General features: G+C 62.3%; 27 protein-coding genes and 1 other RNA gene. 26 read left to right on the forward strand and 2 right to left on the reverse strand.

Translation table 11 applies throughout. The annotated features are described in order from the left end of the window. Positions 1-28: 28 nt before the first annotated feature. The 7 genes from HGA39_07205 to HGA39_07235 all read left to right on the forward strand — a co-directional run bounded on the left by HGA39_07205 (position 29) and on the right by HGA39_07235 (position 5226). Positions 29-589 (forward strand): dihydrofolate reductase family protein, encoded by a 561-nt coding sequence (locus HGA39_07205; GenBank protein ID NTW29134.1) that lies wholly within the window; start codon positions 29-31, stop codon positions 587-589. 52 nt (positions 590-641) lie between these two features. Beyond that, a complete protein-coding gene (locus HGA39_07210; GenBank protein ID NTW29135.1) occupies positions 642-1121 on the forward strand; it encodes a PH domain-containing protein in 480 nt (159 codons plus the stop codon). Between the two features lie 281 nt (positions 1122-1402). Further along, positions 1403-2674: an MFS transporter gene (locus tag HGA39_07215; GenBank protein NTW29136.1), complete on the forward strand. Its 1272-nt coding sequence runs from the start codon at positions 1403-1405 to the stop codon at positions 2672-2674. 34 nt (positions 2675-2708) lie between these two features. Further along, entirely contained in the window at positions 2709-3218 is a 510-nt protein-coding gene (locus HGA39_07220) for a hypothetical protein (protein ID NTW29137.1), read from the forward strand. Positions 3219-3341: 123 nt separating this feature from the next. Beyond that, positions 3342-4097 (forward strand): alpha/beta hydrolase, encoded by a 756-nt coding sequence (locus HGA39_07225; protein NTW29138.1) that lies wholly within the window; start codon positions 3342-3344, stop codon positions 4095-4097. Between the two features lie 28 nt (positions 4098-4125). Continuing rightward, positions 4126-4497 (forward strand): hypothetical protein, encoded by a 372-nt coding sequence (locus tag HGA39_07230; protein ID NTW29139.1) that lies wholly within the window; start codon positions 4126-4128, stop codon positions 4495-4497. 207 nt (positions 4498-4704) lie between these two features. After that, positions 4705-5226, forward strand: coding sequence for an N-acetyltransferase (locus tag HGA39_07235; protein ID NTW29140.1), 522 nt, complete (start codon positions 4705-4707; stop codon positions 5224-5226). A 49-nt stretch (positions 5227-5275) separates the two neighbouring features. Here HGA39_07235 and HGA39_07240 read toward each other — a convergent pair whose 3' ends face one another. Then, positions 5276-5716, reverse strand: a complete 441-nt coding sequence (locus tag HGA39_07240; GenBank protein NTW29141.1) for a hypothetical protein — start codon at positions 5714-5716, stop codon at positions 5276-5278. 157 nt (positions 5717-5873) lie between these two features. Between HGA39_07240 and rnr the strand changes: the two genes are divergently transcribed. From rnr to HGA39_07270, 6 genes are all read left to right on the forward strand, one after another. Then, a complete protein-coding gene (gene rnr / locus HGA39_07245) occupies positions 5874-7895 on the forward strand; it encodes a ribonuclease R (protein ID NTW29142.1) in 2022 nt (673 codons plus the stop codon). 84 nt (positions 7896-7979) lie between these two features. Then, positions 7980-9044 carry a M42 family metallopeptidase gene (locus HGA39_07250; protein ID NTW29143.1) on the forward strand — a complete coding sequence of 355 codons (1065 nt, stop codon included), beginning with the start codon at positions 7980-7982 and terminating at the stop codon, positions 9042-9044. Between the two features lie 107 nt (positions 9045-9151). Beyond that, entirely contained in the window at positions 9152-9622 is a 471-nt protein-coding gene (gene smpB, locus HGA39_07255) for an SsrA-binding protein SmpB (protein NTW29144.1), read from the forward strand. A gap of 170 nt (positions 9623-9792) precedes the next feature. Next, positions 9793-10143: a transfer-messenger RNA gene (gene ssrA, locus HGA39_07260) on the forward strand. A 137-nt stretch (positions 10144-10280) separates the two neighbouring features. Continuing rightward, entirely contained in the window at positions 10281-10667 is a 387-nt protein-coding gene (locus HGA39_07265) for a hypothetical protein (protein NTW29145.1), read from the forward strand. Continuing rightward, complete coding sequence (locus tag HGA39_07270) at positions 10664-11539, forward strand: hypothetical protein (protein ID NTW29146.1); 876 nt, start codon at positions 10664-10666, stop codon at positions 11537-11539. Before HGA39_07265 ends, HGA39_07270 begins: the two co-directional genes overlap by 4 nt. On the opposite strand, the gene HGA39_07275 is transcribed toward HGA39_07270, so the two are convergent. Continuing rightward, a complete protein-coding gene (locus HGA39_07275) occupies positions 11529-12110 on the reverse strand; it encodes a class I SAM-dependent methyltransferase (protein ID NTW29147.1) in 582 nt (193 codons plus the stop codon). The two genes, HGA39_07270 and HGA39_07275, sit on opposite strands and share 11 nt — an antisense overlap. A gap of 108 nt (positions 12111-12218) precedes the next feature. Between HGA39_07275 and recQ the strand changes: the two genes are divergently transcribed. From recQ to HGA39_07340, 13 genes are all read left to right on the forward strand, one after another. After that, positions 12219-14039, forward strand: coding sequence for a DNA helicase RecQ (gene recQ, locus HGA39_07280; GenBank protein ID NTW29148.1), 1821 nt, complete (start codon positions 12219-12221; stop codon positions 14037-14039). Positions 14040-14250: 211 nt separating this feature from the next. Further along, entirely contained in the window at positions 14251-15108 is an 858-nt protein-coding gene (gene nifH, locus HGA39_07285) for a nitrogenase iron protein (protein NTW29149.1), read from the forward strand. 4 nt (positions 15109-15112) lie between these two features. After that, positions 15113-16570: a nitrogenase molybdenum-iron protein alpha chain gene (gene nifD / locus HGA39_07290; protein ID NTW29150.1), complete on the forward strand. Its 1458-nt coding sequence runs from the start codon at positions 15113-15115 to the stop codon at positions 16568-16570. 10 nt (positions 16571-16580) lie between these two features. Beyond that, entirely contained in the window at positions 16581-18092 is a 1512-nt protein-coding gene (gene nifK, locus HGA39_07295; protein NTW29151.1) for a nitrogenase molybdenum-iron protein subunit beta, read from the forward strand. Positions 18093-18102: 10 nt separating this feature from the next. Then, positions 18103-20751, forward strand: a complete 2649-nt coding sequence (gene nifN, locus HGA39_07300; GenBank protein ID NTW29152.1) for a nitrogenase iron-molybdenum cofactor biosynthesis protein NifN — start codon at positions 18103-18105, stop codon at positions 20749-20751. Beyond that, on the forward strand, positions 20748-21188 hold the full coding sequence (locus HGA39_07305) for a nitrogen fixation protein NifX (GenBank protein ID NTW29153.1): 441 nt from the start codon (positions 20748-20750) through the stop codon (positions 21186-21188). The genes nifN and HGA39_07305 overlap by 4 nt, the downstream gene beginning before the upstream one ends. Before the next feature lie 5 nt (positions 21189-21193). Further along, a complete protein-coding gene (locus HGA39_07310; GenBank protein ID NTW29154.1) occupies positions 21194-21511 on the forward strand; it encodes a P-II family nitrogen regulator in 318 nt (105 codons plus the stop codon). Continuing rightward, positions 21508-21933: a P-II family nitrogen regulator gene (locus HGA39_07315; protein ID NTW29155.1), complete on the forward strand. Its 426-nt coding sequence runs from the start codon at positions 21508-21510 to the stop codon at positions 21931-21933. Before HGA39_07310 ends, HGA39_07315 begins: the two co-directional genes overlap by 4 nt. Beyond that, a complete protein-coding gene (gene fdxB / locus HGA39_07320) occupies positions 21933-22208 on the forward strand; it encodes a ferredoxin III, nif-specific (protein NTW29156.1) in 276 nt (91 codons plus the stop codon). Before HGA39_07315 ends, fdxB begins: the two co-directional genes overlap by 1 nt. A 108-nt stretch (positions 22209-22316) precedes the next feature. Next, positions 22317-23180, forward strand: a complete 864-nt coding sequence (locus tag HGA39_07325; GenBank protein ID NTW29157.1) for a radical SAM protein — start codon at positions 22317-22319, stop codon at positions 23178-23180. Between the two features lie 40 nt (positions 23181-23220). After that, on the forward strand, positions 23221-23706 hold the full coding sequence (locus tag HGA39_07330; GenBank protein ID NTW29158.1) for a hypothetical protein: 486 nt from the start codon (positions 23221-23223) through the stop codon (positions 23704-23706). Positions 23707-23787: 81 nt separating this feature from the next. Next, the gene (locus HGA39_07335) at positions 23788-24015 is read left to right on the forward strand and encodes a DUF2769 domain-containing protein (GenBank protein ID NTW29159.1); all 228 of its coding nucleotides are present in this window, start codon (positions 23788-23790) and stop codon (positions 24013-24015) included. A 43-nt stretch (positions 24016-24058) separates the two neighbouring features. Beyond that, the gene (locus HGA39_07340) at positions 24059-24763 is read left to right on the forward strand and encodes a hypothetical protein (GenBank protein ID NTW29160.1); all 705 of its coding nucleotides are present in this window, start codon (positions 24059-24061) and stop codon (positions 24761-24763) included. Positions 24764-24781: the final 18 nt, after the last annotated feature.

Raw genomic sequence — 24781 nt, forward strand, 5'->3', positions numbered from 1 at the left:
GACCAACAGAACGTCGAGGGAGGCTCCGATGGCCAAGTTGATTTTCTCGATGGTTGAGTCACTCGATGGCTACGTCGCGGATCCAGCAGGCAAGTTTGACTGGGCTGAGCCGGATGAGGCGGTGCACACGTTCATCAACGAACTTGAGCGCCCGGTCGGCACCTATCTGTTCGGCCGTCGGATGTACGAGGTAATGGTCGTGTGGGAGACCTTAGACGGGCTTGCTGATCAGCCGTCGTTCATCAAGGAATTCGCTAAGATCTGGCGGGCCGCCGACAAGATTGTCTACTCGTCAACGCTTGACTCCGTGTCTAGCGCGCGAACGAGGATCGAGCGGGATTTCGACCCTGCTGCGATCCGGCGAATGAAAGAGGAAGTCGTGGGCGACATCTCTGTGGGTGGGCCCGGTATCGCTGCCCAGGCAATACGTGCCGGCTTGGTGGACGAGTACCAGCTGTTCGTTGCGCCGGTCATTGTTGGAGGTGGCATTCGGTCGCTCCCTGACGGGGTTCGACTCAAACTCGAGCTTGTGGATGAGCGTCGCTTCGATAACGGCATGGTATATATGCACTATCGTCCCGCCACCTGACGATACGTTAGGTCGGACGTGTGCTTGTCCATCGCATGAATCGAGGGCTTTCATGTCGGACGCTTCAGCCACATGGTTCCGATCCAAGATCGACTGGTGGATCGGACTGATCCTTGTAGTGTTGCCATTCATCGAACTTGGAGGTCTGGCCGCTGCCCTACTGGCTGGCGACCGTGAAGCGGCCACTGCGATGGCAATGGGCAGCGGGCTTGTCGCGGCGATCTACGGCCTGCTGTTGATCCCGATCCGTTACGGGATCACGGAAGATAGACTGATCATCCGCTTCGGCGTCGTCCGAAGGAGTATCCCACTGAGTGATATTCGCGAGGTTCATCCGACACGCAATCCTTTGGCTTCTCCTGCGCTGTCGCTGGACAGGCTCGCGATTCGAGTCGATGAGGGCTTCATTGGGATGAGCCTCGTTTCGCCTTCAGAGCGTGAGGAGTTCCTGTCGTTGCTTGCGAGCAGCGCGGGGCTCTCACGCGAAGGCAATCGACTGGTGCGTATCAGGGACAGTATGCCGTCGGCCTGACAAGGCATCGAGCAGAACGTCGGAAGTAGACCGGCCTGAAGGCGTGTGAGCGTCTGCTCATGCGCAACACTTTAGGACGACGACGGGAGCCAGCCTTCACGAGACCGAGCCACTCGCGTACCATCGCTTTGGCTGCTTGAGTGCCCAGTGCCGCGCTAGTTAGGAGTCCGAATGCAGTCTGCTCGTTTCCGACGACACAGAGACCCCGATGGCAAGGGGTTGAACATCATTCCGTCGGCCCACCACAGCGCGTCTGTCCGTGTCTTCGTTTTGGAGACGGCATGAAGACTCGCAGCGATGGCTGGCTCCGCACGGTCCTTATCATCTTCACCGGGCAGACCTTCTCCCTTCTGGGGAGTTCCGCGGTCAATTTCGCACTCGTGTGGTGGCTGACCGCCGAGACCGGCTCCGCAGCACTCCTTGCTTACGCTTCAATAGCAGCAATACTGCCGCAGGCCGTTCTCGGGCCGATCGCCGGCCCCTTCATCGATCGATGGGATCGACGATTCACGATGATCGTCGCCGATCTGATGATCGCGGCAACAAGTGTTTGGCTTCTGCTCGCGTTCGCGGAAGGTGCGCCCTCGGTGACGCTTATCATGCTCGTCATCGCGCTTCGATCCGCGGGCGCGGCGTTTCACACTCCGGCGAGCCAAGCGGCGGTTCCCATGTATGTGCCGGCGGACCAGCTGATGCGAGTCGCTGGATGGAGCTTCTTCATGAGCTCCGGTGTAGCGATGGCGGGACCTGTCCTGGGGGCATTCATGATGGCGGCCACGTCGATCTCGGCGGTCATGGCTGTCGACATCGTTGGGGCCGGGATCGCCGTCGCATCGCTCCTGATAGTCCGCATCCCCAATCCCCAGAGAGACGAGAGTGAATCAGGGCGCATCGACTTCGTCGCCGAGTTCGTCGACGGCTGGCGGGAGCTGATCCGACACCGAGGGCTACTGGATCTGACGCTCGTGCTCGCGATGGTCACGCTCCTGTATATGCCGCTCAACGCGCTGTTTCCGCTGATGACGTTCTCGCACTTCAGCGGTGATGCGGCCGCTGCGAGCTACGTTGAGGTGGCGTTCGGTGCGGGTATGCTCGTTGGGTCGATGATGATCGGCGTGATGTCGCGGCGCTTCTCAGGCGTGCAGCTTGTCGGCGCAGGCATCCTTCTCGTGGGCGGAATGCTTGCCGTCTCGGGCATGCTGCCGTCATCCGCGTTCTGGGTCTTCGTGATGATGTGCGTGCTGATGGGGTTTTCGGTTCCGCTCTTCGGCGCTCCGATCACCGCCATGTTCCAGGGACTCATCGATCCAGCGAAGCTGGGGCGTGTGATGTCGCTCTATATGACGATCGCGATGCTTGCGGCACCAGTAGGGTTGTTGGTCGCAGGCCCGCTGGCAGAACAGGTTGGCGTGGCTCCGTGGTTCGCGATCTCGGGCGTGCTTATAGCGGTGATGGGGCTCGTAGCTTGGTCACTCCCGGCCGTTCGCGCACTCGATGCGGCCACGGGCCTTGCGACTGCCGGCCCTGCCGCTATCGAGGAACGGGCGTTCTGACCATGGCATGGAGCAAGCTCGCAGGAGGATAACGGTGGGTACACTCGACAGCGATCTGAGTGAGTTGCGCGATTACCTCGGCGAGGGCTCGATCCAGAGGGCCTATGCGGCGATCGTCGGGTATATGGCACGGCTCCGAACGCACTTCGCGAGCAGTCAAGGTGAGCGGGCGGTTTCGAGTCTGTACCAGGGCTACTTCGACATGACCTACTTCGCGCTGTTCCCGCCCGCCCTCAAGTCTCGTGACCTTAAACTCGCAATCGTGTTCGACTACGAGTCGTTCGGGTTCGAGGTGTGGCTTGCCGCGCGCAATCGCAAGGTACAGCGGGAGTACTGGGAGCTGTTCAGAGGAAGCAGCTGGCCCGACTACCGTGTCGTCGAACCCGCCGCCGGCGTCGACGCGATCGTCGAGTACAACGTTGCATGCGGGTTCGCACTTGATGATTCCGAAGCACTCACCGCGCGGATTGAGGATGCGGTGGTGGCTCTTCTCGGCGATATCGAGCAGTTCCTTGCGATTCACGACCCGCGCCAAGCGGGCTGACGAGCGTTTCGCGCAGAGCGCCAAGAGGTAGACTGACCGGAGAGGTTATGCGCGTCTACTCGGACCTCAGATGTTGGCATGTACCGCGGCCGAGAGGATCAACGAGCGGTGGGCGGGAGAATCGTGGGTAAGCGTGTCACGGCCATTGGCGGCGTGGCAGTCGAGTATGCCGTTGCTGGCAGCGGCACGCCCGCCATCGTTCTGCTCAACGGCGCCGGAGGCCCGTTGGAGGGATGGGTTCGAGTCCTTGCGCCGCTCGAGGCTGTCAGCACCGTCGTAGCCTACAATCGTCTCGGCATCGGTCGAAGCAGTAAGCCCTCGGAGCCGCAGACCGGAGACGTCGTGGTCCGCACGCTCCACGCGCTGCTCGAGGGGCTGGGCCTGCGTCCGCCTTACGTTCTCGTAGGTCACTCCCTTGGAGGACTGTACGTCAACCTGTTCGCTCGCACGTATCCGCTGGAGGTCGCTGCCGTCGTCTTCCTGGATTCCGCGGCACCCGAGGACTCCACGCTGGTCGATGAGTACAGCACCAGCCTTCAGCGTCTCGCGCAACGAGTGGCGGATGCGGTGTTCGGGCGAGACGAGTTCGGCGAGGCAGCATGCGTTCCGAAGACCGTGGACATAATCGCGCGCGCGAACGCCTTCCCGCCGGTGCCAGTCGTGGTCGTCAGCGCAGGCAGACCCGCTCGAGGCATTCCTCCTGCTGTCCGCGCTGCGCGTGCTCGGAATCAAGAGGGGCTGGTTGCTCTTTCGCCATTGGGTCAACACTTGATAGCCGGTAAGAGCGGGCACTTCCCACAGATCAGCGAACCAGGCCTCGTAAGCGAGACGATTCGATCGGTGGTGGCTTCGGTCAGAGAGAGCGTGCAGGAGTCTTGAGAGGATTCATCGAAAGAGAGGAGGCGACATGAGGGCTCGAAGCCTGTGGTCTCGCATCCTTGTCGTCGTTGGTGGGATCGGGATGCTCCTCGGCGCGGTCGATCCGCTCGAGGGTTCGGTGGTCATTCTCGTCGGCAGCGCGATGGTGCTGCTCGGGATACTCCTCGGTCAGGAGGAGCGCCGCGTGCTGCTCTACTGGGCTGCCGTCTTCGCTCTCATCGCTTTGGGCGTGGCGGCCATGGTTGCCCTGAGCGCCGTCGGTGGCATCGGGGGGACGAGTGGACATTCGATGTGGTGGGGTGTCTTGGTCCTGCCCTATCCCGTTGGCTGGATCATGGGCATGGCGAGTCTGCTGTTCAGGCTGGTCAGGAGCGCTCGTCACCGCCACGCGGCCACCTGATACCGCCGTGTTTCATGCATCAGATGCAGAAGGACGATCGAGCTAGGCTTCGCAGGCAGGTTCCGGATACGACAGGCTTGCGCTGACTGCTAACCTGCACGTCCGGCAGACAACACGCCGCGAGAGCGGTAACCTTTGTCGCAGGCGCATGCAGTGGCGTATTGAAACTGACGCGCAAAGACGTCAGGCGCAACAGAGGGGGACAGCATGTCTGAAGCCGTGATCCGTTCTGAAACCCCGCAGGATATCGACGCCATTCGGGAGATAAACGTCGCCGCGTTCCTGATCCATCCATACAGTCATCAGACTGAGCACCTGATAGTGGAAGCTCTGCGTGCAGACAGTGCTCTGACAATCTCGCTCGTGGCCGTGCTGGACGGGGGTCCTGTGGGGCACATCGCTTTCTCCGAAGCGGTCATAGGAGAGTCGGGGCAGCAAGGATGGTTCCTACTCGGTCCTGTAGCGGTGTTTCCCGGGCTCCAGCGCGAGGGCATCGGTTCTGCGCTGGTGTCAGCTGGGCTTGATGAGCTTCGTGCGCGGGGTGCGAGCGGTTGCGTGCTGGTTGGGGATCCGGAGTTTTACGGGCGCTTCGGCTTTCGTTCCTACCCCGGTCTCACCTACGAGGGCGTTCCCAGCGAATACGTGTTGTGTCTGCCGTTCGGCGGTGCGGCGCCAGTAGGGGCAGTTCGCGCTCATGAGGCGTTTGAGATCGAGACGGATCTTGGGTAGGCGTTGGCTGACAAGGATCACGATGGGACGGAGTCGTATCTAGCACGTCCTAGTCGTCGTCCTCGTCGTCGTCCAAGGCGATCAGCGACTCGAAACTGGGCATCGTCTCTTCCGAGAGAAGATGTGGACGGTTTGTTGCGCCTGTTTCGTCATCGGTGTCCGGAAATGAGATCAGTTCGAGCGTCGAGCTGTCGCCGTGAAGCATGAAGCGCCAGCGCTCGGGGGTATCGGCGAGTTGCTCGAAATCGACGAAGCGGAACGACATCACGTTGAGGAACAGGCAGCCGTTGACCACCAGTGTGGCCGACTCGGGGTCGGCGAGCAGCTTGACGAGGGCGGCGCGTCCTTCATTCACGGTCTCGCCATGGACGACGAAGCGGTATTCGAGGTTGTCGAGCGTTTCCAGCGCACGCAGCATGTCTCGCGGACCTGCAAGCGTTCCGCTGCCGATCATGCATGGTGCGAGGTCTGAGTTGAGACGAGAATCCATCGGGCGGCTCCGTATATGGGTGCACAAAGAAGTTCGTTTGACGGATTGTAGCACCCGCCATGCCGAGATCGTCTCGGCGCCGGCTTGAGGATGATAGGGGCAAGACTGCGGTAGACTCTGGAGTGACGATTCTTTCGCGCCGGGAGGAGACCTCAACGTGGGTAGGCAGCGAAGCGGCGGCAAGGGTAAGTCAGGTACACGGGGGAAAGCGGGGGGCTATCTCACCGGGCGGATTTCGATGACGCGGCACGGGTACGGGTTTGTCGGCGCGCCCGAGGGCGACTTCTTTGTGGCTGCTCGCGACACCGACGGCGCAATGCACGGCGATACCGTCTCATTGCGAGTTGACAAGAACCGCATGCGCCTCGGTCGCTCGGGGGTGGTTGTTCGCGTTCTGGAGCGTGCCAACACAACCGTGGTCGGCAGATTCGATCGGCACGGCGCCATCGGCATCGTTACGCCGGCCGACGCGCGCATGCGACATGACATCTTCGTTGCCTCGACCGGAATCGGTGACGCCACCACCGGCGACATCGTTGTCGCACGGCTCACGGGGTATCCGTCCCGCGCACACTCGGCGCAAGGCTACATCGAGGAGATCGTCGGGCGCGATGGCGACCCCGGAATGCAGATCGAAGTCATCATCCGCGAGCACGGCCTGCGCACCGAATTTCCGCAGGCGGTCGCCGATGAGGCTGCGCGCCTGCGGCTCGATGTAGAAGCGGCGCTTGCCCGCGAGCCGGATCGCATCGACATTCGCGACCGGTTCACATTCACGATCGATCCGGTCGATGCGCGCGACTTCGATGACGCGATCACGATCGAGCACATCGATGGGCGGGTGCGCATGGGCGTGCACATCGCGGACGTGAGCCACTACGTACCATGGGACTCCTCGATCGACAACGAGGCCCGGCTGCGGGCCACCAGCGTCTACCTCGTGGATCGCGTGCTGCCGATGCTTCCCGAGGAGCTCTCCAACGGTATCTGTTCGCTCAATCCCAACGAGGATCGCTTGGCGTTCTCTGTCGATATGATGCTGTCAAAGGACGGCGTGGTGGAGTCGGCTACGTTCTTTCCCTCGGTCATTCGCTCCAAGAGGCGCTTTGACTACGACCAGGTCGATCGCTGGCTTTCCGGCGAGGAGCCTTTCCCCGAAGCGGATAGCGAGAACGCTCTGCGCGACTTCGCGCGGATGTCTGCCAAGATCGGGGAACGCCGGATCGCGCGCGGAGGGCTGGACTTCGAGACGGTCGAGGCCAAGGTCCGGCTCGATTCGGACGGCAAGCCCCTCGAGGTGATTCTGCGCGAACGCACGGTGGCGACCAACTCGATCGAGGAGGCCATGATCGCCGCCAACGAGGCGGTTGCGCGACACATGCGCGACGCGAAGGCGCCCATGATCTACCGCATCCACGAGGATCCGGACCCTGAGGCGCTTGGCCAGATCGCACTCGTCCTCAAGGAGTTCAACTACCCCATGAAGGACATTCACGGTGCATCTCCGGCGACGTTCCAGCGAATCATCACTTTCGCCCACGGACGTCCCGAGAAGTACCTCGTGAACTCGCTGCTCGTGCGCGCCCTCGAGCGTGCGCGCTACGTCGACTACCTCGGCCCGCACTTCGGGCTCGCGAGCGAGGCCTACACTCACTTCACCAGCCCCATTCGCCGCTACCCCGACCTCATCGTGCACCGCCTCTTGAAGGCCCAGCTGCGCGGCACGCTCGCAACCGACCCCGCCGCCTCGCGCATGGCGCCGGAACTCACCTGGCTCGCCGAACACTCCTCGCAGATGGAACGCGAAGCCGAGATGGCCGAGAACGACTCGACGCGCTTCAAGCTCTGCGAGCTCATGGCCGATCACATCGACGAGGAGTTCGACGGGCTGGTCACGGGTGTGGCCAACTTCGGGTTGTTCGTCCAGCTCGAAAACACCGCCGAGGGACTCGTGCATGTCGACTCGCTGCCGGGAGGGCCGTACCGCTATGACGCCGAGCGGCATGCGCTGTTCTCGGAGAAGCGGTCCGAGACGTTTCGATTGGGACAAGGCGTCCGGGTGCGCATCGTCAGTGTGTCGCCCGGCGACTCTCGGATCGACATGGAGCCGGCAGGGGCATCCGCGACAAGGCCGCAGCCCAAACCGCAGCCGCCACGGGAACCTCGCAAGCGCGGGTAACGGCTACGACTGTTGGCGTACTGGTTCACAGGAACGCGGAAGGATAGACTGGTCTGGTCAAACTGTCGACTCGGAGGCTAGTCCATGCATAATCAGGACCTCGATTTTCTGCGCGAACTCGTGGAGGCGCCTTCGCCTTCAGGTTTCGAGCAGCCGGCCGCGAAGGTATTTCGCGACCGCCTCACAAAATCAGCTGACAAGATTGAAACGAACGTCATGGGTTCCGTGCACGCGATCTTGAAGGGCACGGCGACCAATGGCGTTTCGGTGATGCTCGCGGGGCACATCGATGAGATCGGCATGATGGTCAACTATATCTCTGCCGAAGGCTTCGTCTCGTTCTCGGCGATCGGCGGCGTGGATGCTGCGATCCTCCCGGGCATGCGAGTGCGCGTTCACACGAAGGACGGTACGCTGCTCGGCGTGATGGGCCGCAAGCCGATCCATCTTATCGAGGAGGACGAGCGCAAGACCATCACCAAGCTCGACAAGCTGTTTATCGACCTCGGCATGTCGGGCGAGGAGGTCAAGAGCGTAGTCAGGATCGGGGACCCGATCACGTTCGACGTTGGCCTCGAAACCTTTGGCGACGATCTGGCTGTCTCGCGGGCATTCGACGACAAGATGGGCGCCTGGATTGCGGCGCGCGTTCTTGAGGAGGTCAAGGCTGCCGGCGGCGCGCCGGGCGACCTGATCGCCGCTGGCACGGTTCAGGAAGAGGTTGGGCTGCGCGGGGGCATCACTTCCGCTTACGGCGTGAACCCGGTCGTGGGCATCGCCGTCGAGGTGGGACACGCTACCGACTATCCCGATATCGACAAGCGCAAGCACGGCGAGGCCAGCTGCGGCGCCGGGCCGATCATCGCCCGCGGGCCCAATATCAACCCGGCCTTGTTCGACCTGCTGGTCGAAGCCGCCGAGAGCGCCGGTGTCACCTACCAGCTCGGCGCCGAGCCGCGCGGTACCGGGACCGACGCCAACGCGATCCAGTTGTCGCGCGGCGGCAAAGCGGCCGCTCTCATCTCCATCCCGCTGCGCTACATGCACACGCCGACCGAGGTGCTCTCTCTCAAGGACCTCGACGCCGCAGTCGCGCTGCTGACGCGCTTCGTACTCGACCTTAAGCCGGAGACGGACTTCACGCCGTAGGCTGAATCCGCACTCGACAAACACAAAACGGGTCGCTCCCAATCGGGCGACCCGTTTTGTGTGTGGCTCAGACGCTACAATGGATCTGCTCAATCGAGGAGGATGCAATGGAGCGCCAAGAGAAACTCATCGCAAACAACAAGAAGGCGTACCACGACTATTTCGTGGACGAGGTTTTTGAGTGCGGCATCGAACTGACGGGGAGCGAGGTCAAGTCACTGCGCGACAGCCACGCATCGCTGCGTGAATCATATGCGACCATTCGCAAAGGAGAGGTCTTTCTTCTCGGCGTGCACGTCGCTCCCTACAGCCACGGCAACCGTTCAAATGTCGATCCCAACAGGTCCCGGAAGCTTCTCATGCACAAGAAGGAGATCCGCTACCTCATGGGCAAGACGAAGGAGCGCGGGTTCACGCTCGTGCCGCTGAGGATGTACTTCACGCCAGCCAACCTCGTGAAGGTGGAGATCGGCCTGGCACGCGGGAAGAAGAACTACGACAAGCGTGCCGACATTGCCGAGAAGGACCAGAAGCGCGATGTGGAGCGCGCGCTCAGGGAACGTCAGAAGGGGGCGTAAGCGGTGAAGCCGCGGGGGCGGGGAGGTTCTGGGCGTCTGCCGAAGGTACGGTAGCTGCCGCTCGGCACACAGTTCGCTGATCTGTGGTCGCAGGGGACCCCGCGCGCGGGTATACTCTCGAAAGCGACCTGACGGTCACGGCACCTTGATACGTCGATCTCTCCCCATATGGGGGCGACTGGATTCGACACGATAGTTCTGAGGGAGGAAGCAGGTCGCGGTCTCCTCGCCGCGTTAAACAGGGGTAAACGCCAATTAACTGGCACCAATAAATATGCTCTCGCTGCCTAAATAGCCAGCGACGCTGACCCGATACACGTCTCCGGTATCGGCAAAGCGCAACTCAGGAGACTGCCGCTTCGGACGTAGTCTGTATGCCGTAGCGAAAGACTGAACTGACTGGGAAGGGACACGCCGGTCACGGTGCGTCGTCCCGACCGAGACCCAAGCTGTGACTGAACCTGGAGATGCCTCCCAGGGTGCTACCGTGGACCGGAGTTCGATTCTCCGCGCCTCCACCATACATTCGGGCCCGGCCGGAAACGGTCGGGCTCTTTTCTGTTGCGTTTGCTCCTCGTACAACTCCTGGTCGTGCTGCCCGAAAGTCAGCGTGGGATACAATCCCACAAGGATCCCAACCGGCACGAAAGGCGGTGTCATGAAACGCACGTGGGGATTTGCTCCCGAGGAATGGGCGCAGGCTCGACGTAGCCTCATGACCCTGCTCGCCGAGACGGCCGTTTGCCACTCCACGGTCACGTACGGTGAGGTTGCGCGACGGGTGTTTGACGGCCGGGTGAGTGCTCGGTCCTCGGCATTGATGGATCTGCTCGGCGAGGTGGACGAGCTTGAGAACGCCGAACGCGGAATCATGATCGCGTCGCTGGTCGTCCGGGCCGACACGGGGATGCCGGGCGAGGGCTACTTCACCTTCGCTGCTCAAGAGCTCGGCCGAGAGGCCCTCGATGACCCGCGCGCCTTCTGGTTCGCTGAGGTCAAGCGCGCGTGGGACGCGTTCTCGGACGGCGCTGGGGGCGCGCTGTGAACGGCGTGCGCGCTATCGGCGTGCTGCGGGGCGAAAGCATGGGACTCGTCACGGGCGTCACATGGGTGCCTATCGGAGCGTTCGCGGCACCGGTGCCCAAGAAGTCCTCGAGTGCTGCGTACGCACTCACCGAGCTCGCGAGTACGCTCGATGTCGACTTTGCGTTCGTCCCGGCTGGCCAGGAGCGCTCTGCCGAGGCGGTACGGCGACTTCACCATGCAGGCGCAGCGGCGTTTTGGTCTGTGGCCGGCGTCTTCGGGCGGGTGGCAGATCGCATCGGGTGGGCCGAAGCGCTTCGGGCGACGGCCGGCGGGCCCGGTGCGCTTGCCGCAGCGCTCGCGCAGGAGCTGCATGCTGCTCTCGACCAGGTGCGGGAGGGTGTTGCCGCCGAGGCAGACGCGGTAGTCGTCGCCGACGACTTCGCGGGCGCAACCGGCTTTCTGATCTCTCCCGACTTCGTCCTCGACGCGCTTGTGCCCTGCTATCGGCTGCTTGCCGCCGAGGCGCATGCCGCCGGCATACCCGCCGTCTTCCACTCCGACGGCGACGTCCGCGCCCTCTACCCGGCGCTGAAGCGTGCCGGATTTTCCGGCGTTCATCTGGCGGGCCTGGGTGGCGATGACCTCGAGGCGTCGCTGGAGGCGGCTGGGCGCCACGGCCTGATGGCGCTGGGCGGCATCGAAGTGGCCGCGCTCCGCCGAGAAGGCGCTGCGCGCATAGGGACGCGCTCGGGCACATTTGCACTCGATGGCGGGCTCATGGTGTGCGACGACGGAGGCTTCAACGATGCCGAGGAGGTCGCAGACTACGTCGTGGCAGTGGACGCGGCTCGCCAAGCCTACGTTCAGGTCCGCGGCGACCTCAGCCTTTAGGGCGCCGACCGGTCACCAACGTGTGCCACTCGAGCGGCCTGTGTACGACAACGTCCGTGAAACCCGCCGCCGAGAGGATCTCGGCCAACTCGGCACCGGAGAGACGCACCGCCTGCGGGGGACCCTTTGGGGTATCAATGGGAGCCCAATCGACTACGAGAATCTGCCCGGCGGGTGCTAGGAGCCGCAACGCTTCGCGGTACGTCGCCGGAGGGTTGGCGAGTTCGTGGTGCACGTTGATGGTCACGACGAGGTCGGCCGTACTGTCCGGAAGAGGGATCGAGGTCTCCTCTGCAAGCAGGGGTACGAAACGCTCGCCGAAGACGCTCACGCGATTCTTGGTCATCCACTCGATCATCACGGGTTCGATGTCGACTGCGTAGACTGTCGCTTGCGGCGCCATCTCGGCGAATCTGGCGGCGAACAGGCCTGTGCCCGCTCCGATCTCAACGATGACGCGAGGTGTGGGATCGCCAAGAGCATCCCACATGCGCACAGGATCGAGTTGCACGAAGCGGCCCGGATCGTTGAGCTTCTCGAGTTTCGCGAGGTCGAACTTCATGTGTGCCATGGAGGCCTTTCGTGTGTTGGCGATCGCATTCCTGAGTCTATGGTATCGCAAGGGCCCTGTTGTCAGAATCTCGTGCTACCGTGTGCGAACGCGCACCGAAGGGATCCCATGACTCTACGCACCACGGATATTGCTACGACGCTCGCCGAGGTCTTCGGCTATGGGCAGTTTCGCCCGCATCAGCGCGAGATAGTGGAACACGTGATTGGCGGGGGAGACGCATTCGTCCTTATGCCCACGGGGGGTGGCAAATCACTGTGCTTCCAGCTTCCGGCGCTGCATCGGCGGGGCACGGCGATCGTGGTCTCGCCGCTTATCGCGCTCATGAAGGACCAGGTGGATGCGCTGCAGGCCAACGGCGTTGCGGCGGATTGTCTGAACTCCTCGCTAACGCCGGAGAAGGCGGCGTGTGTCCTTCGTGATCTGCGCGCAGGGAGGCTTGACCTGCTCTACGTGGCCCCAGAGCGACTGATGCTCGACGGGTTCCTCGACTTTCTGGGCACGGTCGAGATCGCGCTCTTTGCGATCGATGAAGCTCATTGCGTGAGCCAGTGGGGCCACGACTTCCGCCCGGAGTACGTGAAGCTCGGCGCACTGAGAAGCCTGTTCCCGAACGTTCCTTTCGTGGCACTCACCGCGACCGCAGACGACCAGACCCAAGCCGATGTGCGCGAGCGCCTGCGTATCGGCGACGCACCCGTGTTTGCCGGCGGCTTCGACCGCCCCAACATCCGCTACACCGTCACCGATAAGCGCGCGCCGTTGGCGCAGCTTGAGCGCTTCATCGCTGAGCACCCGGGGGACTCCGGCATCGTGTACGCGCTGTCGCGCAAGCGGGTCGAGCAGGTCGCGGTCGGGCTGCGCAAGGCCGGTGTTTCAGCAGCCGCCTATCATGCCGGCCTGTCGGCCGCTGAGCGCACTCGCGTGCAGGACGGTTTTCTTCGCGACGAGATCTGCGTTGTCGTCGCGACCGTCGCCTTTGGAATGGGAATCGACAAGCCCGACGTCAGGTTCGTCGTCCACTACGACATGCCCAAGAACATCGAAGGCTACTACCAGGAGACCGGCCGAGCCGGCCGCGACGGAGTCCATGCCGAGGCTCTGTTGCTCTTTGGCCTGCAGGATGCCGTCACCGCCCGCAGCCTGATCGAAAACAGCGCCAACGCCGAGCAGGTCCGCATTGAGTTGCACAAGCTCTCTGCGATGATCGCGTTCGCGGAAGCCACCACATGCCGCCGAAGGGTGCTTCTCGGCTACTTCGGCGAGCCAACCGAGGCCGACTGCGGCAACTGCGACGTCTGTCTTGATCCTCCGCAGCTCTTCGACGCCACGGTCGACGCGCAGAAGGCGCTCTCGGCGATCTACCGCACGGGCGAGAGGTTCGGGATCGGGCACGTCATCGATGTACTCAAGGGCGCCGACAACGACAAGATCCGTCAATGGGACCACCAGAGGTTGTCGGTGTACGGCATCGGTGCGGAACGCTCACGTGACGAGTGGACGAGCATCATTCGGCAGCTCATCCACCTGAACTACGTGCGGCAGGACATTGCCGCTTTCTCGGCGCTCAAGCTTCAGGCATCCGCCCGCGATTTGCTGCGTGGCGAGGTCGCGGTGCGCCTCGCCGCCCCGCGCGCCAAGGCGCCCAAGGTGGCGAAGAAGCCTCGGCGTTCGGGCGCTCTGGCCGGCATGGACGTGGATGACGGGCTCTTCGAGCGGCTGCGCGAACGTCGCAGAGAACTAGCTGCCGAACAGCGGGTTCCGGCGTACGTCGTGTTTTCAGACGCGACTCTGGCGGAGATGGCAGCGCACAAGCCTTCAAGTCGTGACGAGCTGCTCGAGGTCACCGGCGTAGGGGCCGTCAAACTTGAGCGCTATGGGGAGACTTTTCTCGCAGTGATCGCCGGCTTCGAAACGGGTTCGCTCTAGTCTCGGTGCTCCAAGCAGCCAGATCCGGAAACGCTCGCGAAACAACCCTACATTGTTGTCGCATGACACTACATTCGTGTCGCATACACTCTGCTGAAACTCCATGAAACCGCAGGTCAGGGGCTTGTAAGTCCTGGCACGGCGATTGCGTTTGACACCCCTATCTCATGCGGGATTTTGCCCCCGCGGTGCGGACCGAGAAGGAGGCGTCATGCGACAGATAGCAATCTATGGCAAGGGTGGTATCGGGAAGAGCACCACTACTCAGAACCTGGTGGCGGCGCTCGCGGAGGCGGGCAAGGGGGTCATGATCGTCGGTTGCGATCCAAAAGCCGACTCTACGCGTTTGATCCTGAACCAGAAGATGCAAACCACGGTCATGGATATGGCCCGCGAGCGCGGGAGTGTCGAGGATCTCGAACTCGACGATGTCCTTCAGACGGGATTCAAGAACGTTCGATGTGCCGAGTCCGGCGGTCCTGAGCCTGGCGTCGGCTGTGCCGGTCGCGGTGTCATCACCGCCATCAACTTCCTCGAGGGGGAAGGCGCCTACACGGAGGACCTCGACTTCGTGTTCTACGACGTTCTTGGTGATGTTGTGTGCGGCGGTTTCGCGATGCCGATTCGCGAGGGCAAGGCGCGCGAGATCTACATCGTCACATCCGGCGAGATGATGGCCATGTACGCCGCAAACAACATCGCGAAAGGAATCCTGAAGTACGCGCAGTCCGGCGGCGTTCGTTTGGGCGGCCTGATCTGCAACTCGCGCAACACCGATCGCGAGGACGAGCTTATTGAGGCTCTCGCAGCCAAGCTCGGCACTCAGATGATCCATTTCATCCCGCGTGACAATGAGGTGCAGCGCGCCGAGCTTCGCCGTCAAACCGTCATCCAGTACAACCCCGAGCATGTGCAGGCTGAAGAGTACCGCCAGTTGGCGAAGAAGATTGCCGAGAACCAGATGTTCGTCGTTCCCACGCCGATCACTCAGGACGAGCTCGAGGAGCTGCTGATGGAGTTCGGCATCATGGAAGCTGAGACTGTCGACGAGACTGAGGCGGTGGCCTAGCACCATGCCCTCTCCAGACATCAACCAGACCCAGAAGCTGATAGACGAGGTTCTCGAGGCGTATCCCGAGAAGACTCGCAAAGACCGCGCAAAGCATGTGAAGCCGAACGATCCCAGCGGGGAGTGCTCCAGCTGCGCCGTGAAGTCCAACGTCAAATCGCGGCCGGGGGTTATGACGGTTCGCGGGTGCGCCTACGCCGGCTCCAAAGGAGTGGTGTGGGGACCAGTCAAGGACATGGTTCACATCAGCCACGGCCCCGTCGGATGCGGGGCATACAGTAACTGGTCTCGCCGCAACTACTACAACGGCAGCACTGGGGTCGATGCGTTTGGCACCATGCACTTCACGAGCGACTTCCAGGAGCGCGACATCGTCTACGGAGGTGACAAGAAGCTCGCGGTCATCATCGACGAAGTCAACACGCTCTTCCCGCTGGCGAAAGGCATCAGCATCCAGTCGGAGTGCCCGGTCGGGCTTATCGGCGACGACATTGAGTCCGTCGCCAAGGTCAAGACCGTCGAGTGCGGCAAACCGGTCGTTCCGGTGCGCTGCGAGGGCTTCCGCGGCGTGTCTCAGTCGCTCGGTCATCACATCGCCAATGACGCGATCCGCGATCACGTATTCGGCAAGGTCGGCACGGACATCGCGACGACGCCGTACGACGTCACGATCATCGGCGACTACAACATCGGCGGAGACGCATGGGCTAGCCGCCGCATCCTCGAGGACATGGGGCTGCGTGTTATCGCCCAGTGGACGGGCGACGCGACGATCGCCGAGCTTGGCAACGCGCCCAAGGCCAAGCTCAACCTCGTTCACTGCTACCGGTCGATGAACTACATCTGCCGCTACATGGAAGAGACCTGGGGCACGCCTTGGGAGGAGTACAACTTCTTTGGGCCGACGAAGATCTACGCGTCGATCCGCGCCATCGCCTCTCACTTCGACGACACCATCAAGGCCAACGCCGAGGCGCTCATCGAGCGCATGAGGCCTGAGATGGACGCCATCATCGCCGAGTACATGCCGCGTCTCGAGGGCAAGACCGTGATGCTCTACGTCGGCGGCCTGCGGCCCCGGCACATCATCGGCGCGTACGAGGACCTCGGTATGGAGATCATCGCCGCCGGCTACGAGTTCGCGCACGCCGACGACTACAAGAAGACGCACCCGAGGCTCAAAGAGGGCGCCGTGATCATGGACGACGCCACGCCTTACGAACTCGAGGAGTTCACCAAACGCCTGAAGCCCGACCTTGTCGGCAGCGGCGTCAAGGAGAAGTACGCCTACCATAAGATGGGCGTGCCGTTTCGCCAGATGCACTCGTGGGACTACTCGGGCCCGTACCACGGTTTCGACGGTTTCAAAGTATTCGCCCGCGACATGGACATGACCGTCAATAGCCCCGTGTGGGGTCTCGTACGCAAGCCTGCGTGGGCGAGCGAACGCGCTGCAGGTTAGGAGGTCACGGATGCAAACGACAGATCATAACGATCTCTTCACACAGCCCGAGTACATCGAGCAGTTCGAGCGCAAGCGCGAGTTCGAAGGGTGTTCGAGCCGCGCCGAGGTCGCCGAGGTCGCCGAGTGGACCAAGTCAGCCGAGTACCGCGAGGCGAACTTCGCCCGCGAGGCGGTTTCGATCAACCCATGCAAGGCATGTCAGCCTCTCGGCGCCGTGCTCGCTGCGCTGGGCTACGAGAAGACGCTGCCGTTCGTACAGGGTTCGCAGGGCTGCACCGCCTACTTTCGCTCGCACCTCTCGCGCCATTTCAAGGAGCCGATCGCAGCGGTCTCAAGCTCGATGACGGAGGACGCGGCGGTCTTCGGCGGCCTCTCGAACATGACCGAGGGCCTCGAGAACGCCTACGCCCTCTACCACCCGGAGATGATTGCGGTCTCCACCACCTGCATGGCCGAGGTCATCGGTGACGACCTGCGCGCCTACATCAAGCAGTCCAAAGACAAGGGAGCCGTTCCGGATGAGGTGCCGGTGCCGTTCGCACACACCCCCAGCTTCACCGGCAGCCACCTCAACGGCTACGACGCGATGACCAGAGGAATCCTCTCGGAATTGTCAGGCGGAAGCGCCGCCGAGAAGAACGAAACGATCAACATCATCCCCGGCTTCGATGGCTACGCAGGTAACTTGCGTGAGTATCGGCACCTGCTCGACTGGATGGGTGTCAAGTACACCATGCTCGGCGACTATTCGGCTGTCGTTGACGCCCCGGCGTTTGGCGAGTACGAGCTCTACCCAGCCGGTGCCACGACGTTTAACGAGGTGCGCGAGGCCGGCAACGCGAAAGCCACTGTCGCGATGCAGCAGTGGTCGACCGTCAAGACCGGCGAGTTCGTGCACGACGAGTGGGGACAGGAATTCGTTGCCGGCCCGATGCCGATCGGCATCACCGCTACCGACGCGCTGCTTGCCGAGGTCACTCGGCTGACCGGTAGGCAGCTTTCGAAGCGTTTGGAGGTTGAGCGTGGCCGTGCGGTTGACGCCATGCTCGACTCGCACCCCTACATCTTCGGCAAGCGCGTTGCCCTTGTCGGCGATCCTGACGTGCTTCTCGGCCTCATCAGCTTTCTGCTCAAGGTGGGGGCCCGGCCGGTTCACATCGTCGCGACCAACGGTGACAAGAAGTTCAAGAAGGCCGCGGATGCGCTTCTGGCATCCTCGCCCTACGGCTCCGACGCGACCGTGTGGGTCAAGAAGGACATGTGGCACCTGCGCTCACTCATGTTCACCGAGCCGGTCGACCTGCTGCTTGGGCCCTCGAACGCCAAGTTTCTGTGGCGAGACACGGGCACCACGTTTGTGCGCGTTGGCTTTCCGATCTTTGACCGCCATCACCTCCACAAGAGGCCGATCGTCGGGTACAACGGCGCGATCAACCTGCTCGCCGACATCGTCAACACGCTGCTGGACGAGCTCGACCGCAAGGCGATGGATACTCCGTCGTTTGATCTGATCCGGTAGGAGCGGACCCATGTCAGTCTCACTGGATAAGCTTCTGGAGTCCGGCTGTCAGTCAGAGGCCCAGCACAAGGTGTGCCGCTCCCGCGGAGGGGAGTCGTGCGCGTTCGACGGTGCCGCGATTGTGCTCATGCCGATCGCAGACGCGGCGCATGTCATCCACGGCCCCATATCGTGCGCCGGCAACGCGTGGGAAGGCCGCGGCGTTCACTCGACTGCCGGCGACTTTCACCTGCGTGGATTCACGACCGATGTCTCCGAGATGGATATCGTCTACGGTGCCGAGAAGAAGCTTGCCGAGACGGTCCGCGAGGTCGTGCGGCGCGAACAACCAAAGGCGGTCTTCGTCTACTCGACGTGCGTGACCGGACTCACTGGCGAAGACATCGACGGAGTCTGCGGATCACTTTCGGTCGAACTCGCGCTTTCTGTGGTTCCGGTGAATGCGCCGGGGTTTGTGGGTCCGAAGAACCTCGGCAATCGGATTGCCGGTGAAGCGCTGCTTGAGCACGTCATCGGAACGGCCGAGCCGACGGTGACCACACCCACCGATATCGTAATCATCGGTGAGTACAACGTGGGTGGTGACCTCGATCTCATCGAGCCGCTTCTGGATGAGTGCGGGATTCGGGTTCTGTCACGAATCACCGGCAACGCAACCTTCGAGGAAGTGCGTCATGCACACCGCGCCAGACTGTCGGTGCTCGTGTGCAGCCGTGCGCTCATCAATGTGGCGGTAGGCCTGCAGCGCGGCTGGGCAGTTCCATACCTGGAAGTGTCCTTCTTCGGGGCGACCGAGATTGTGCGCTCACTTCGATCGATTGCAGAGGCGTTGGAGCTTGTGTCGCCAGAGGCCGTCGGTGTGCGCCAGCGCGTCGAAGAGGTCATCGCACGGCGGCAAGAAGAGCTCGATGAGCGTCTGGCGCCCTATGTCGGCGCCCTCAAAGGCAAGCGGGCGATCCTGTACTCCGGCGGCGTGAAGAGCTGGTCGATGGCGTCCGCACTCACCGATTTGGGCATCGAGATTCTTGCAGTCGGCACCAAGAAGTCCTCGGCTGAAGACGAAGAGAAAGTGAAGCAGGTCTTAGGAAGCGGCGTTCGACTGATCGAGAACATCTCGCCGGCCATCATCCGCAAGATCATGGCCGAGGAGCGAGGCGATCTGTTGGTCGCCGGCGGGCGCAACCGCTATCTCGCCGCAAAGGAAGGCTGGCCTTTCGTCGACGTGAACCAGGAGCGGGAGACCGCCTACGCCGGCTTCGAAGGACTCGTGAACCTTGCTCGGGATCTTTCGGCGAGTGTTGCCTTCTACGACCGGCAGAGACGTGACCGCTTCTGTTCTTTGCCTGCGGCTCAGACGCCGGTTCGCACGGAGGAGCGCGTCGGGTCCATCGATCCGCTCAAAAACGCTCCGACTTTGGGCGCAGCCTTGGCGCTGCAGGGCGTGGATCGGTCAATCCCCGTGTTGCATGCGGCGCAGGGGTGCACCTTCCTGGGCAAGGTCCTGGCTATCCGGCACTTCAACGAGCCGATTGCTCTTTCCACCACGAAGCTCTTCACTGAGGATGTCGTGCTAGGTAGCGACGAGGGCGTCAGCACAGTCGTCCGCTCGCTTGTGGAAGCCTCGTCTCGGCCGGATGTCATTGCGCTTGTCAGCGGCGGCCTGGCCGAGGTACGGGGCGACGATGTCGCGACACTGGCGCGCCGACTCGATCACCAGTTCGAACCTGCGATCATTGCGATTCGGGCTCCCGACTATCACGGTAGCCTCGAAGACGGCTATCTTGCCGCAGTCCGTTCCCTCCTGCGTCTTGCCGAGGACGCCGCATTCGAGGCACCAGCGGCCTCAAGACAAGTCACGGTGCTCGCCGGTTCGCATCTTTCCCCGGCTGACGTGTGTGAACTCAAAGACATGGTGGAGTCGTTCGGCCTGCGGCCGATAATGCTCCCGGACCTGTCAGCCCTTGACGGCAGTCGGGAGGGTTTCTCGGCGCTGGCCGCGGGTGGAGTCATGCTGGCCGACATCTGCCGGCTTTCGGCGTCTGCGCACACGCTGGTGTTGGGCGCGTCGCTCGAACCAGCCGCTCACGATCTTGCAGAGCGTTTCGGCACTCCGCTCTCGGTGTTTGATGCGGTGTGCGGTGTCGAAGCGACCGATTCACTTCTCGCGGCGCTGGTCCTGCTCTCAGGCAGGTCGGTTGCAGGGCGCTTTGAGCGTGATCGGCGCATCGCCATCGACGCGATGCGCGACGCACACCTGCGCATCTCAGGCAGGCGAGTCTGCCTCGCGCTGGAATCCGATCACGCCATGTCCATGTCTGCGATTTTCGACGAGATGGCGGCCCGTCCCGTATGCGCCATCATCCCGACGCGAGCCGTCGTCGCTTCCCGGATTCTCGCCGATGAGGTCGTGGTCGGCGATCTGGCCAGCGTACCCGGGGGAATCGATCTGCTGGTATCGAACTCCCACGCCCATCGCACGGCCGCTTCCGCAGGAGCAGTTCTCTTTGAGACCGGGTTCCCACAGTTCGAGACCCATGGCGCGTCACGCCAGCTTTCCGTTGGATACCGGGGCGCAGCAAGGGTCGTCGATGCCGTGGCGAATCTGCTTTCGCCCAATCGAACAAACCAGAATGTCATCGGAGAAAGGGGATCCAATTGAAAGTCGCATTCGCCAGCACAAGAGGCACGACGGTAGACGAGCACTTCGGCCGAGCCAGCGCCTTCTCTATCTACGACATCACGCCGAACGCCGCTGTCTTCGTGGAGTTGCGCAGAGTTGCAGAGGGAGACGTGGACGTCGCGGTCGTAGAGTCGCGGGGCATGGGTGAGCTGCACGAAAGTGCGATTGCCAATAAGGTCGATCAACTCGCTGACTGCAAGATCGTCTACTTCACCGAGATAGGCGGCCCCTCGGCCGCGAAGCTGATTCGGCGTGGCATCATGCCGCTCAAAGTGGAGCGATCGAGTTCGATTGAGCTGCTCACTGAGAATCTCATTGAGACCATGCGTTACCGTCCTGCGCCGTGGATGCGCAAGATCCTAGCATCAGATGCCCAGCGCGAAGCAAAAACCGCCAGCCAGACCGGAGAGAGGTAACCGACATGAAGATGGTGCGAGCGTTCGTTAGGCCCGAGAAGGAACAGGAGATCGTTCAGGCTCTCGAGGGCGCCGGGTTTGGCTCTCTTACGAAGATGCCGGTCTTTGGCCGCGGCAAGCAAAAGGGGCTGCAGGTCGGCCCGATCTACTACGACGAGCTTCCCAAGACTCTGCTCATGATGGTTGTCGATGACGCCGACACCGCGGCCGTCATCGGCGTCATCGAAGACAAGGCACGGACTGGGTTCATTGGCGACGGCAAGATCTTCGTCTCGCCGGTCGAGGAGGCCTACACGATCAGGACCGGGGAGGCAGGGCTGTGAGAGAGATCACCGCGATCATTCGCCGAGACAAGCTCCCGGCGACCAAGAGTGCACTCGCCGAGATCGGCTACCCCTCTCTGACCATCCAAAGCGTCGAGGGCCGCGGCAAGCAGCGCGGAAACGTCGCCTGTCAGTTGCAGGATATGGATGAGGACGGTGCAACCTGCAACTCACTCCATGTGAAGCTCAGGCCCACGCCATCGGCCTACGCACTCGAGCACACCTTGCCCAAGGTCGCTCTCTACGTACCCAAGCGGTTGTTGACTGTCGTCGTTCCCGATGAGGCCGCCCACGAGGTTGTCTCGGCGATCATCGCCGTGAACCGGACCGGCCAGTTTGGCGACGGCAAAATCTTCGTCTCCGTGATCGACGAGGCAGTGCGCATCCGGACTCTTGAAGTCGGCGCCGAGGCGGTGGCGTGATGTCGTCTACCACGCGGGACGGACGGTCGTGGCGGCCGGGCTACATCGATTCGGTGGACTACGACGCGTGCATCGGCTGTGGCCGTTGTTACAAGGTATGCGGGCAGGGTGTGCTTGCGCCGATCGCCAAGCCCTACGAGGCCGACGACGATGACGAGTACGGTGACGACTTCGGCAACACGGTCATGAGCATCGCCGATCCGGGCGCGTGCATCGGATGTGGGGCGTGCGCGCGAGTTTGCGCTAAGAAAGCACAGGTACACGTTGCAGCATAGGTGTCGAGAAGCAACACACATGTCAAGCGCCACCGGACGGAGGGCATAGAGATGACCGGAGGCATCCCGCACGTAGCTTGCAGCGCTCGGGCAAATGAGCGGCTGGTAATGGCGAATCATCCGTGCTTTTCGGCGGATGTGCATCGGCGACTGGGTCGGATTCACCTTCCCGTTGCGCCGGAGTGCAACATCCAGTGCGGTTACTGCATACGCAAATTCGACTGCGTGAACGAGTCTCGCCCCGGAGTGGCGAGCACGATTCTCTCACCGGAGGAGGCGCTCGATCGTATGAGGGCGGTTGTAGAGCGTGGCGGGGGAGCGATCGCGGCAGTGGGCATCGCGGGACCGGGCGATCCGCTGGCCAACGACGCGACGTTCGAGACGCTTGACCTTGTGCGAGCGGAATACCCTGAGGCGATTCTGTGCGTGTCGACCAACGGTCTCGCACTGCCCGACCGCCTGCGCGATCTTGTCGCCGCGGGTGTCCGCTCGCTCACTATTACCATCAACGCGGTCATGCCCGAGACTGCGGAGATGGTCTACTCCTGGGTCACAGACCCGGCCGGGAAACGGCTGCGAGGTCGGGAAGCTGCTGAGGAGCTGCTTGACCGGCAGTGGGATGGCCTGCGGCGTGCGGTCGCGGCAGGCCTTGTCGTGAAGGTGAACTCCGTGCTGATTCCGGGAGTCAACGAGGCAGAGCTTCCGGCGCTCGCGCTGCTAGCTGCCGAGTCGGGCGCGCGTTTGGGCAACATCCTGCCGCTCATTCCGCAGGCGCGCTTCCGTGACGTGATGCCGCCGTCTCCCTCTCAGATCCATGCTGCGCGCGCGGCGTGCGGCGAATACCTCGCACAAATGACGCACTGCAACCAATGCCGAGCGGATGCGTGCGGGCTCATTGGCCAAGACCGTGACATGGAAGCCGAAACGCTTATGTCACGGCTGTCGGATGACTATCTCGAAGCCGTGTCGTGACGTTTTGGACGTCTCGGCGACGATCCTGTAGGCTACCCTCATGAGCCATCTTCGCCGACAAGACCGCGCCATTACAGACCCTGCTGAGGTTGATCGCATCCTTTCCGCCGGCAGGTTCGTAACCCTCGCCATGGTCGATGGCGATGAGCCGTACGCCGTGACACTCAGCTACGGCTATGATTGTGAGCGCCACCGGTTGTGCTGCCACGTGGCGCCCATTGGACGCAAGCTCGACATAGTCGCGGCCAATTCGCGCGTTTGCGCTACGGTAGTCGAAGACCTCGGCTATTTGGCCGGCGAGTGCGCCCATCCGTTCGCCTCGGTCGTTCTCACCGGCATGGCGCGCGTACTCGAGGATCCCGACGATGTCCGCCTCGCGATGCGCACACTCATCGGTCAGCTTGAGTCCGCCGAGGATGCGGCTGCGGTTTGGGAGCGAAACCACCTCGACGCCGACGCTGTCTATACACGTTTTCGGGTGCTTGTGATCGATATCGGCACCGTGTCTGCAAAACGCGGCCAGTGACGCGGCGTTTTCCGGCCGGTTGCGGGAACACTCTCTCTGAGCGTCTGTAACACCACGGGCGCAGGTGCAGGGGAGGCGTGTGTGGACAAGTCAGGGGCGGCATCCGCCTGTATCTGTCCTTCGTGTCCGACCTATGTCGACTGCGACAAGCGGCTTGCATTCTGCGTCGAAGATGATGAAGAGAGTCGTTGTATCGTCACCGAGCGGGGTTGCATGTGCGGAAGCTGCCCCGTTGAAGCGGAGATGGGTTTCATGCTCGCCTATTACTGTACCTTGGGGGGAGACAGCGCTCGAGAACGGGTACGATAGTGCCACGTGATCTAATGCTCACCCAAAAACGTAGGAGGACGGCGTGGCCACAGCAGTCGATCGTCAGCACTACGCACTGCAGACCATCTTCTCGTTCTTTCTCGGCCTCATGGTTCTCGCGGTAGTTGGCGTTGGAGTCAACACGTTCTATCCGTCGCCTGATGAGAAGTACAACACGCAGATCCAACAGTTGTATCGCGATCAGGAGGCCTTCAACCTGAAATCATCAGGCGGGGCGTCGCTGAGTGCCGAGGACCAGGCCAAGGTTCAGGCAATCCAGAGGCAGATCGACGACCTTACCAACAAACAGCAGGCCGAAATGAAGGACTGGGCACGCGGCACGAGCATCATCCTCGTGCTGTTTGCGACCCTGGTGATGGGAGTCTCTCTGGTTCGGAGCGAACAGCTGCGCGTGATCTCAAACGGACTACTGCTCGGCGGGTTGTTCACGATGGTGTACGGATCGGGTTGGACTATCTTCTCGGGGAACTCGGTCACGCGGTTTATCGTCATCGTTTTCGCGCTCGTAGTGACGCTGGGTTTGGGCTATGCGAAGTTCGTGTACGGACGCAAGCTTGCACGGGAGGACGCGATCACGGTTGCGTCCTCGGCCGGGGTGGGTGCGGCTGGGCCATCCGACGTTTTTGATGGCCTTGCGGGACGCGTTACCCAACTGGAAGAGCGTCTCAACGCCGTCGCCGCCGCTCTCGGAACTTCGAATCTCGGACGCGAAAAGCATCCGGAGTGACCACAACTCGCGGTGCGT

This window comes from Coriobacteriia bacterium (assembly GCA_013336165.1).
GTDB lineage: Bacteria > Actinomycetota > Coriobacteriia > Anaerosomatales > JAAXUF01 > JAAXUF01.

What these genes read in the sequence shown, in the direction of transcription:
- HGA39_07325 (NTW29157.1), top strand. Translation starts at nt 22,317, where the DNA reads ATGGCGAATCATCCGTGCTTTTCGGCGGATGTGCATCGGCGACTGGGT.
- nifD (NTW29150.1), top strand. Translation starts at nt 15,113, where the DNA reads ATGCCCTCTCCAGACATCAACCAGACCCAGAAGCTGATAGACGAGGTT.
- nifK (NTW29151.1), top strand. Translation starts at nt 16,581, where the DNA reads ATGCAAACGACAGATCATAACGATCTCTTCACACAGCCCGAGTACATC.
- HGA39_07250 (NTW29143.1), top strand. Translation starts at nt 7,980, where the DNA reads ATGCATAATCAGGACCTCGATTTTCTGCGCGAACTCGTGGAGGCGCCT.
- smpB (NTW29144.1), top strand. Translation starts at nt 9,152, where the DNA reads ATGGAGCGCCAAGAGAAACTCATCGCAAACAACAAGAAGGCGTACCAC.
- nifN (NTW29152.1), top strand. Translation starts at nt 18,103, where the DNA reads ATGTCAGTCTCACTGGATAAGCTTCTGGAGTCCGGCTGTCAGTCAGAG.
- HGA39_07210 (NTW29135.1), top strand. Translation starts at nt 642, where the DNA reads ATGTCGGACGCTTCAGCCACATGGTTCCGATCCAAGATCGACTGGTGG.
- fdxB (NTW29156.1), top strand. Translation starts at nt 21,933, where the DNA reads ATGTCGTCTACCACGCGGGACGGACGGTCGTGGCGGCCGGGCTACATC.
- HGA39_07230 (NTW29139.1), top strand. Translation starts at nt 4,126, where the DNA reads ATGAGGGCTCGAAGCCTGTGGTCTCGCATCCTTGTCGTCGTTGGTGGG.
- HGA39_07275 (NTW29147.1), bottom strand. Translation starts at nt 12,110, where the DNA reads ATGGCACACATGAAGTTCGACCTCGCGAAACTCGAGAAGCTCAACGAT.
- HGA39_07310 (NTW29154.1), top strand. Translation starts at nt 21,194, where the DNA reads ATGAAGATGGTGCGAGCGTTCGTTAGGCCCGAGAAGGAACAGGAGATC.
- HGA39_07215 (NTW29136.1), top strand. Translation starts at nt 1,403, where the DNA reads ATGAAGACTCGCAGCGATGGCTGGCTCCGCACGGTCCTTATCATCTTC.
- recQ (NTW29148.1), top strand. Translation starts at nt 12,219, where the DNA reads ATGACTCTACGCACCACGGATATTGCTACGACGCTCGCCGAGGTCTTC.
- nifH (NTW29149.1), top strand. Translation starts at nt 14,251, where the DNA reads ATGCGACAGATAGCAATCTATGGCAAGGGTGGTATCGGGAAGAGCACC.
- HGA39_07240 (NTW29141.1), bottom strand. Translation starts at nt 5,716, where the DNA reads ATGGATTCTCGTCTCAACTCAGACCTCGCACCATGCATGATCGGCAGC.
- HGA39_07330 (NTW29158.1), top strand. Translation starts at nt 23,221, where the DNA reads ATGAGCCATCTTCGCCGACAAGACCGCGCCATTACAGACCCTGCTGAG.
- HGA39_07265 (NTW29145.1), top strand. Translation starts at nt 10,281, where the DNA reads ATGAAACGCACGTGGGGATTTGCTCCCGAGGAATGGGCGCAGGCTCGA.
- HGA39_07235 (NTW29140.1), top strand. Translation starts at nt 4,705, where the DNA reads ATGTCTGAAGCCGTGATCCGTTCTGAAACCCCGCAGGATATCGACGCC.
- HGA39_07205 (NTW29134.1), top strand. Translation starts at nt 29, where the DNA reads ATGGCCAAGTTGATTTTCTCGATGGTTGAGTCACTCGATGGCTACGTC.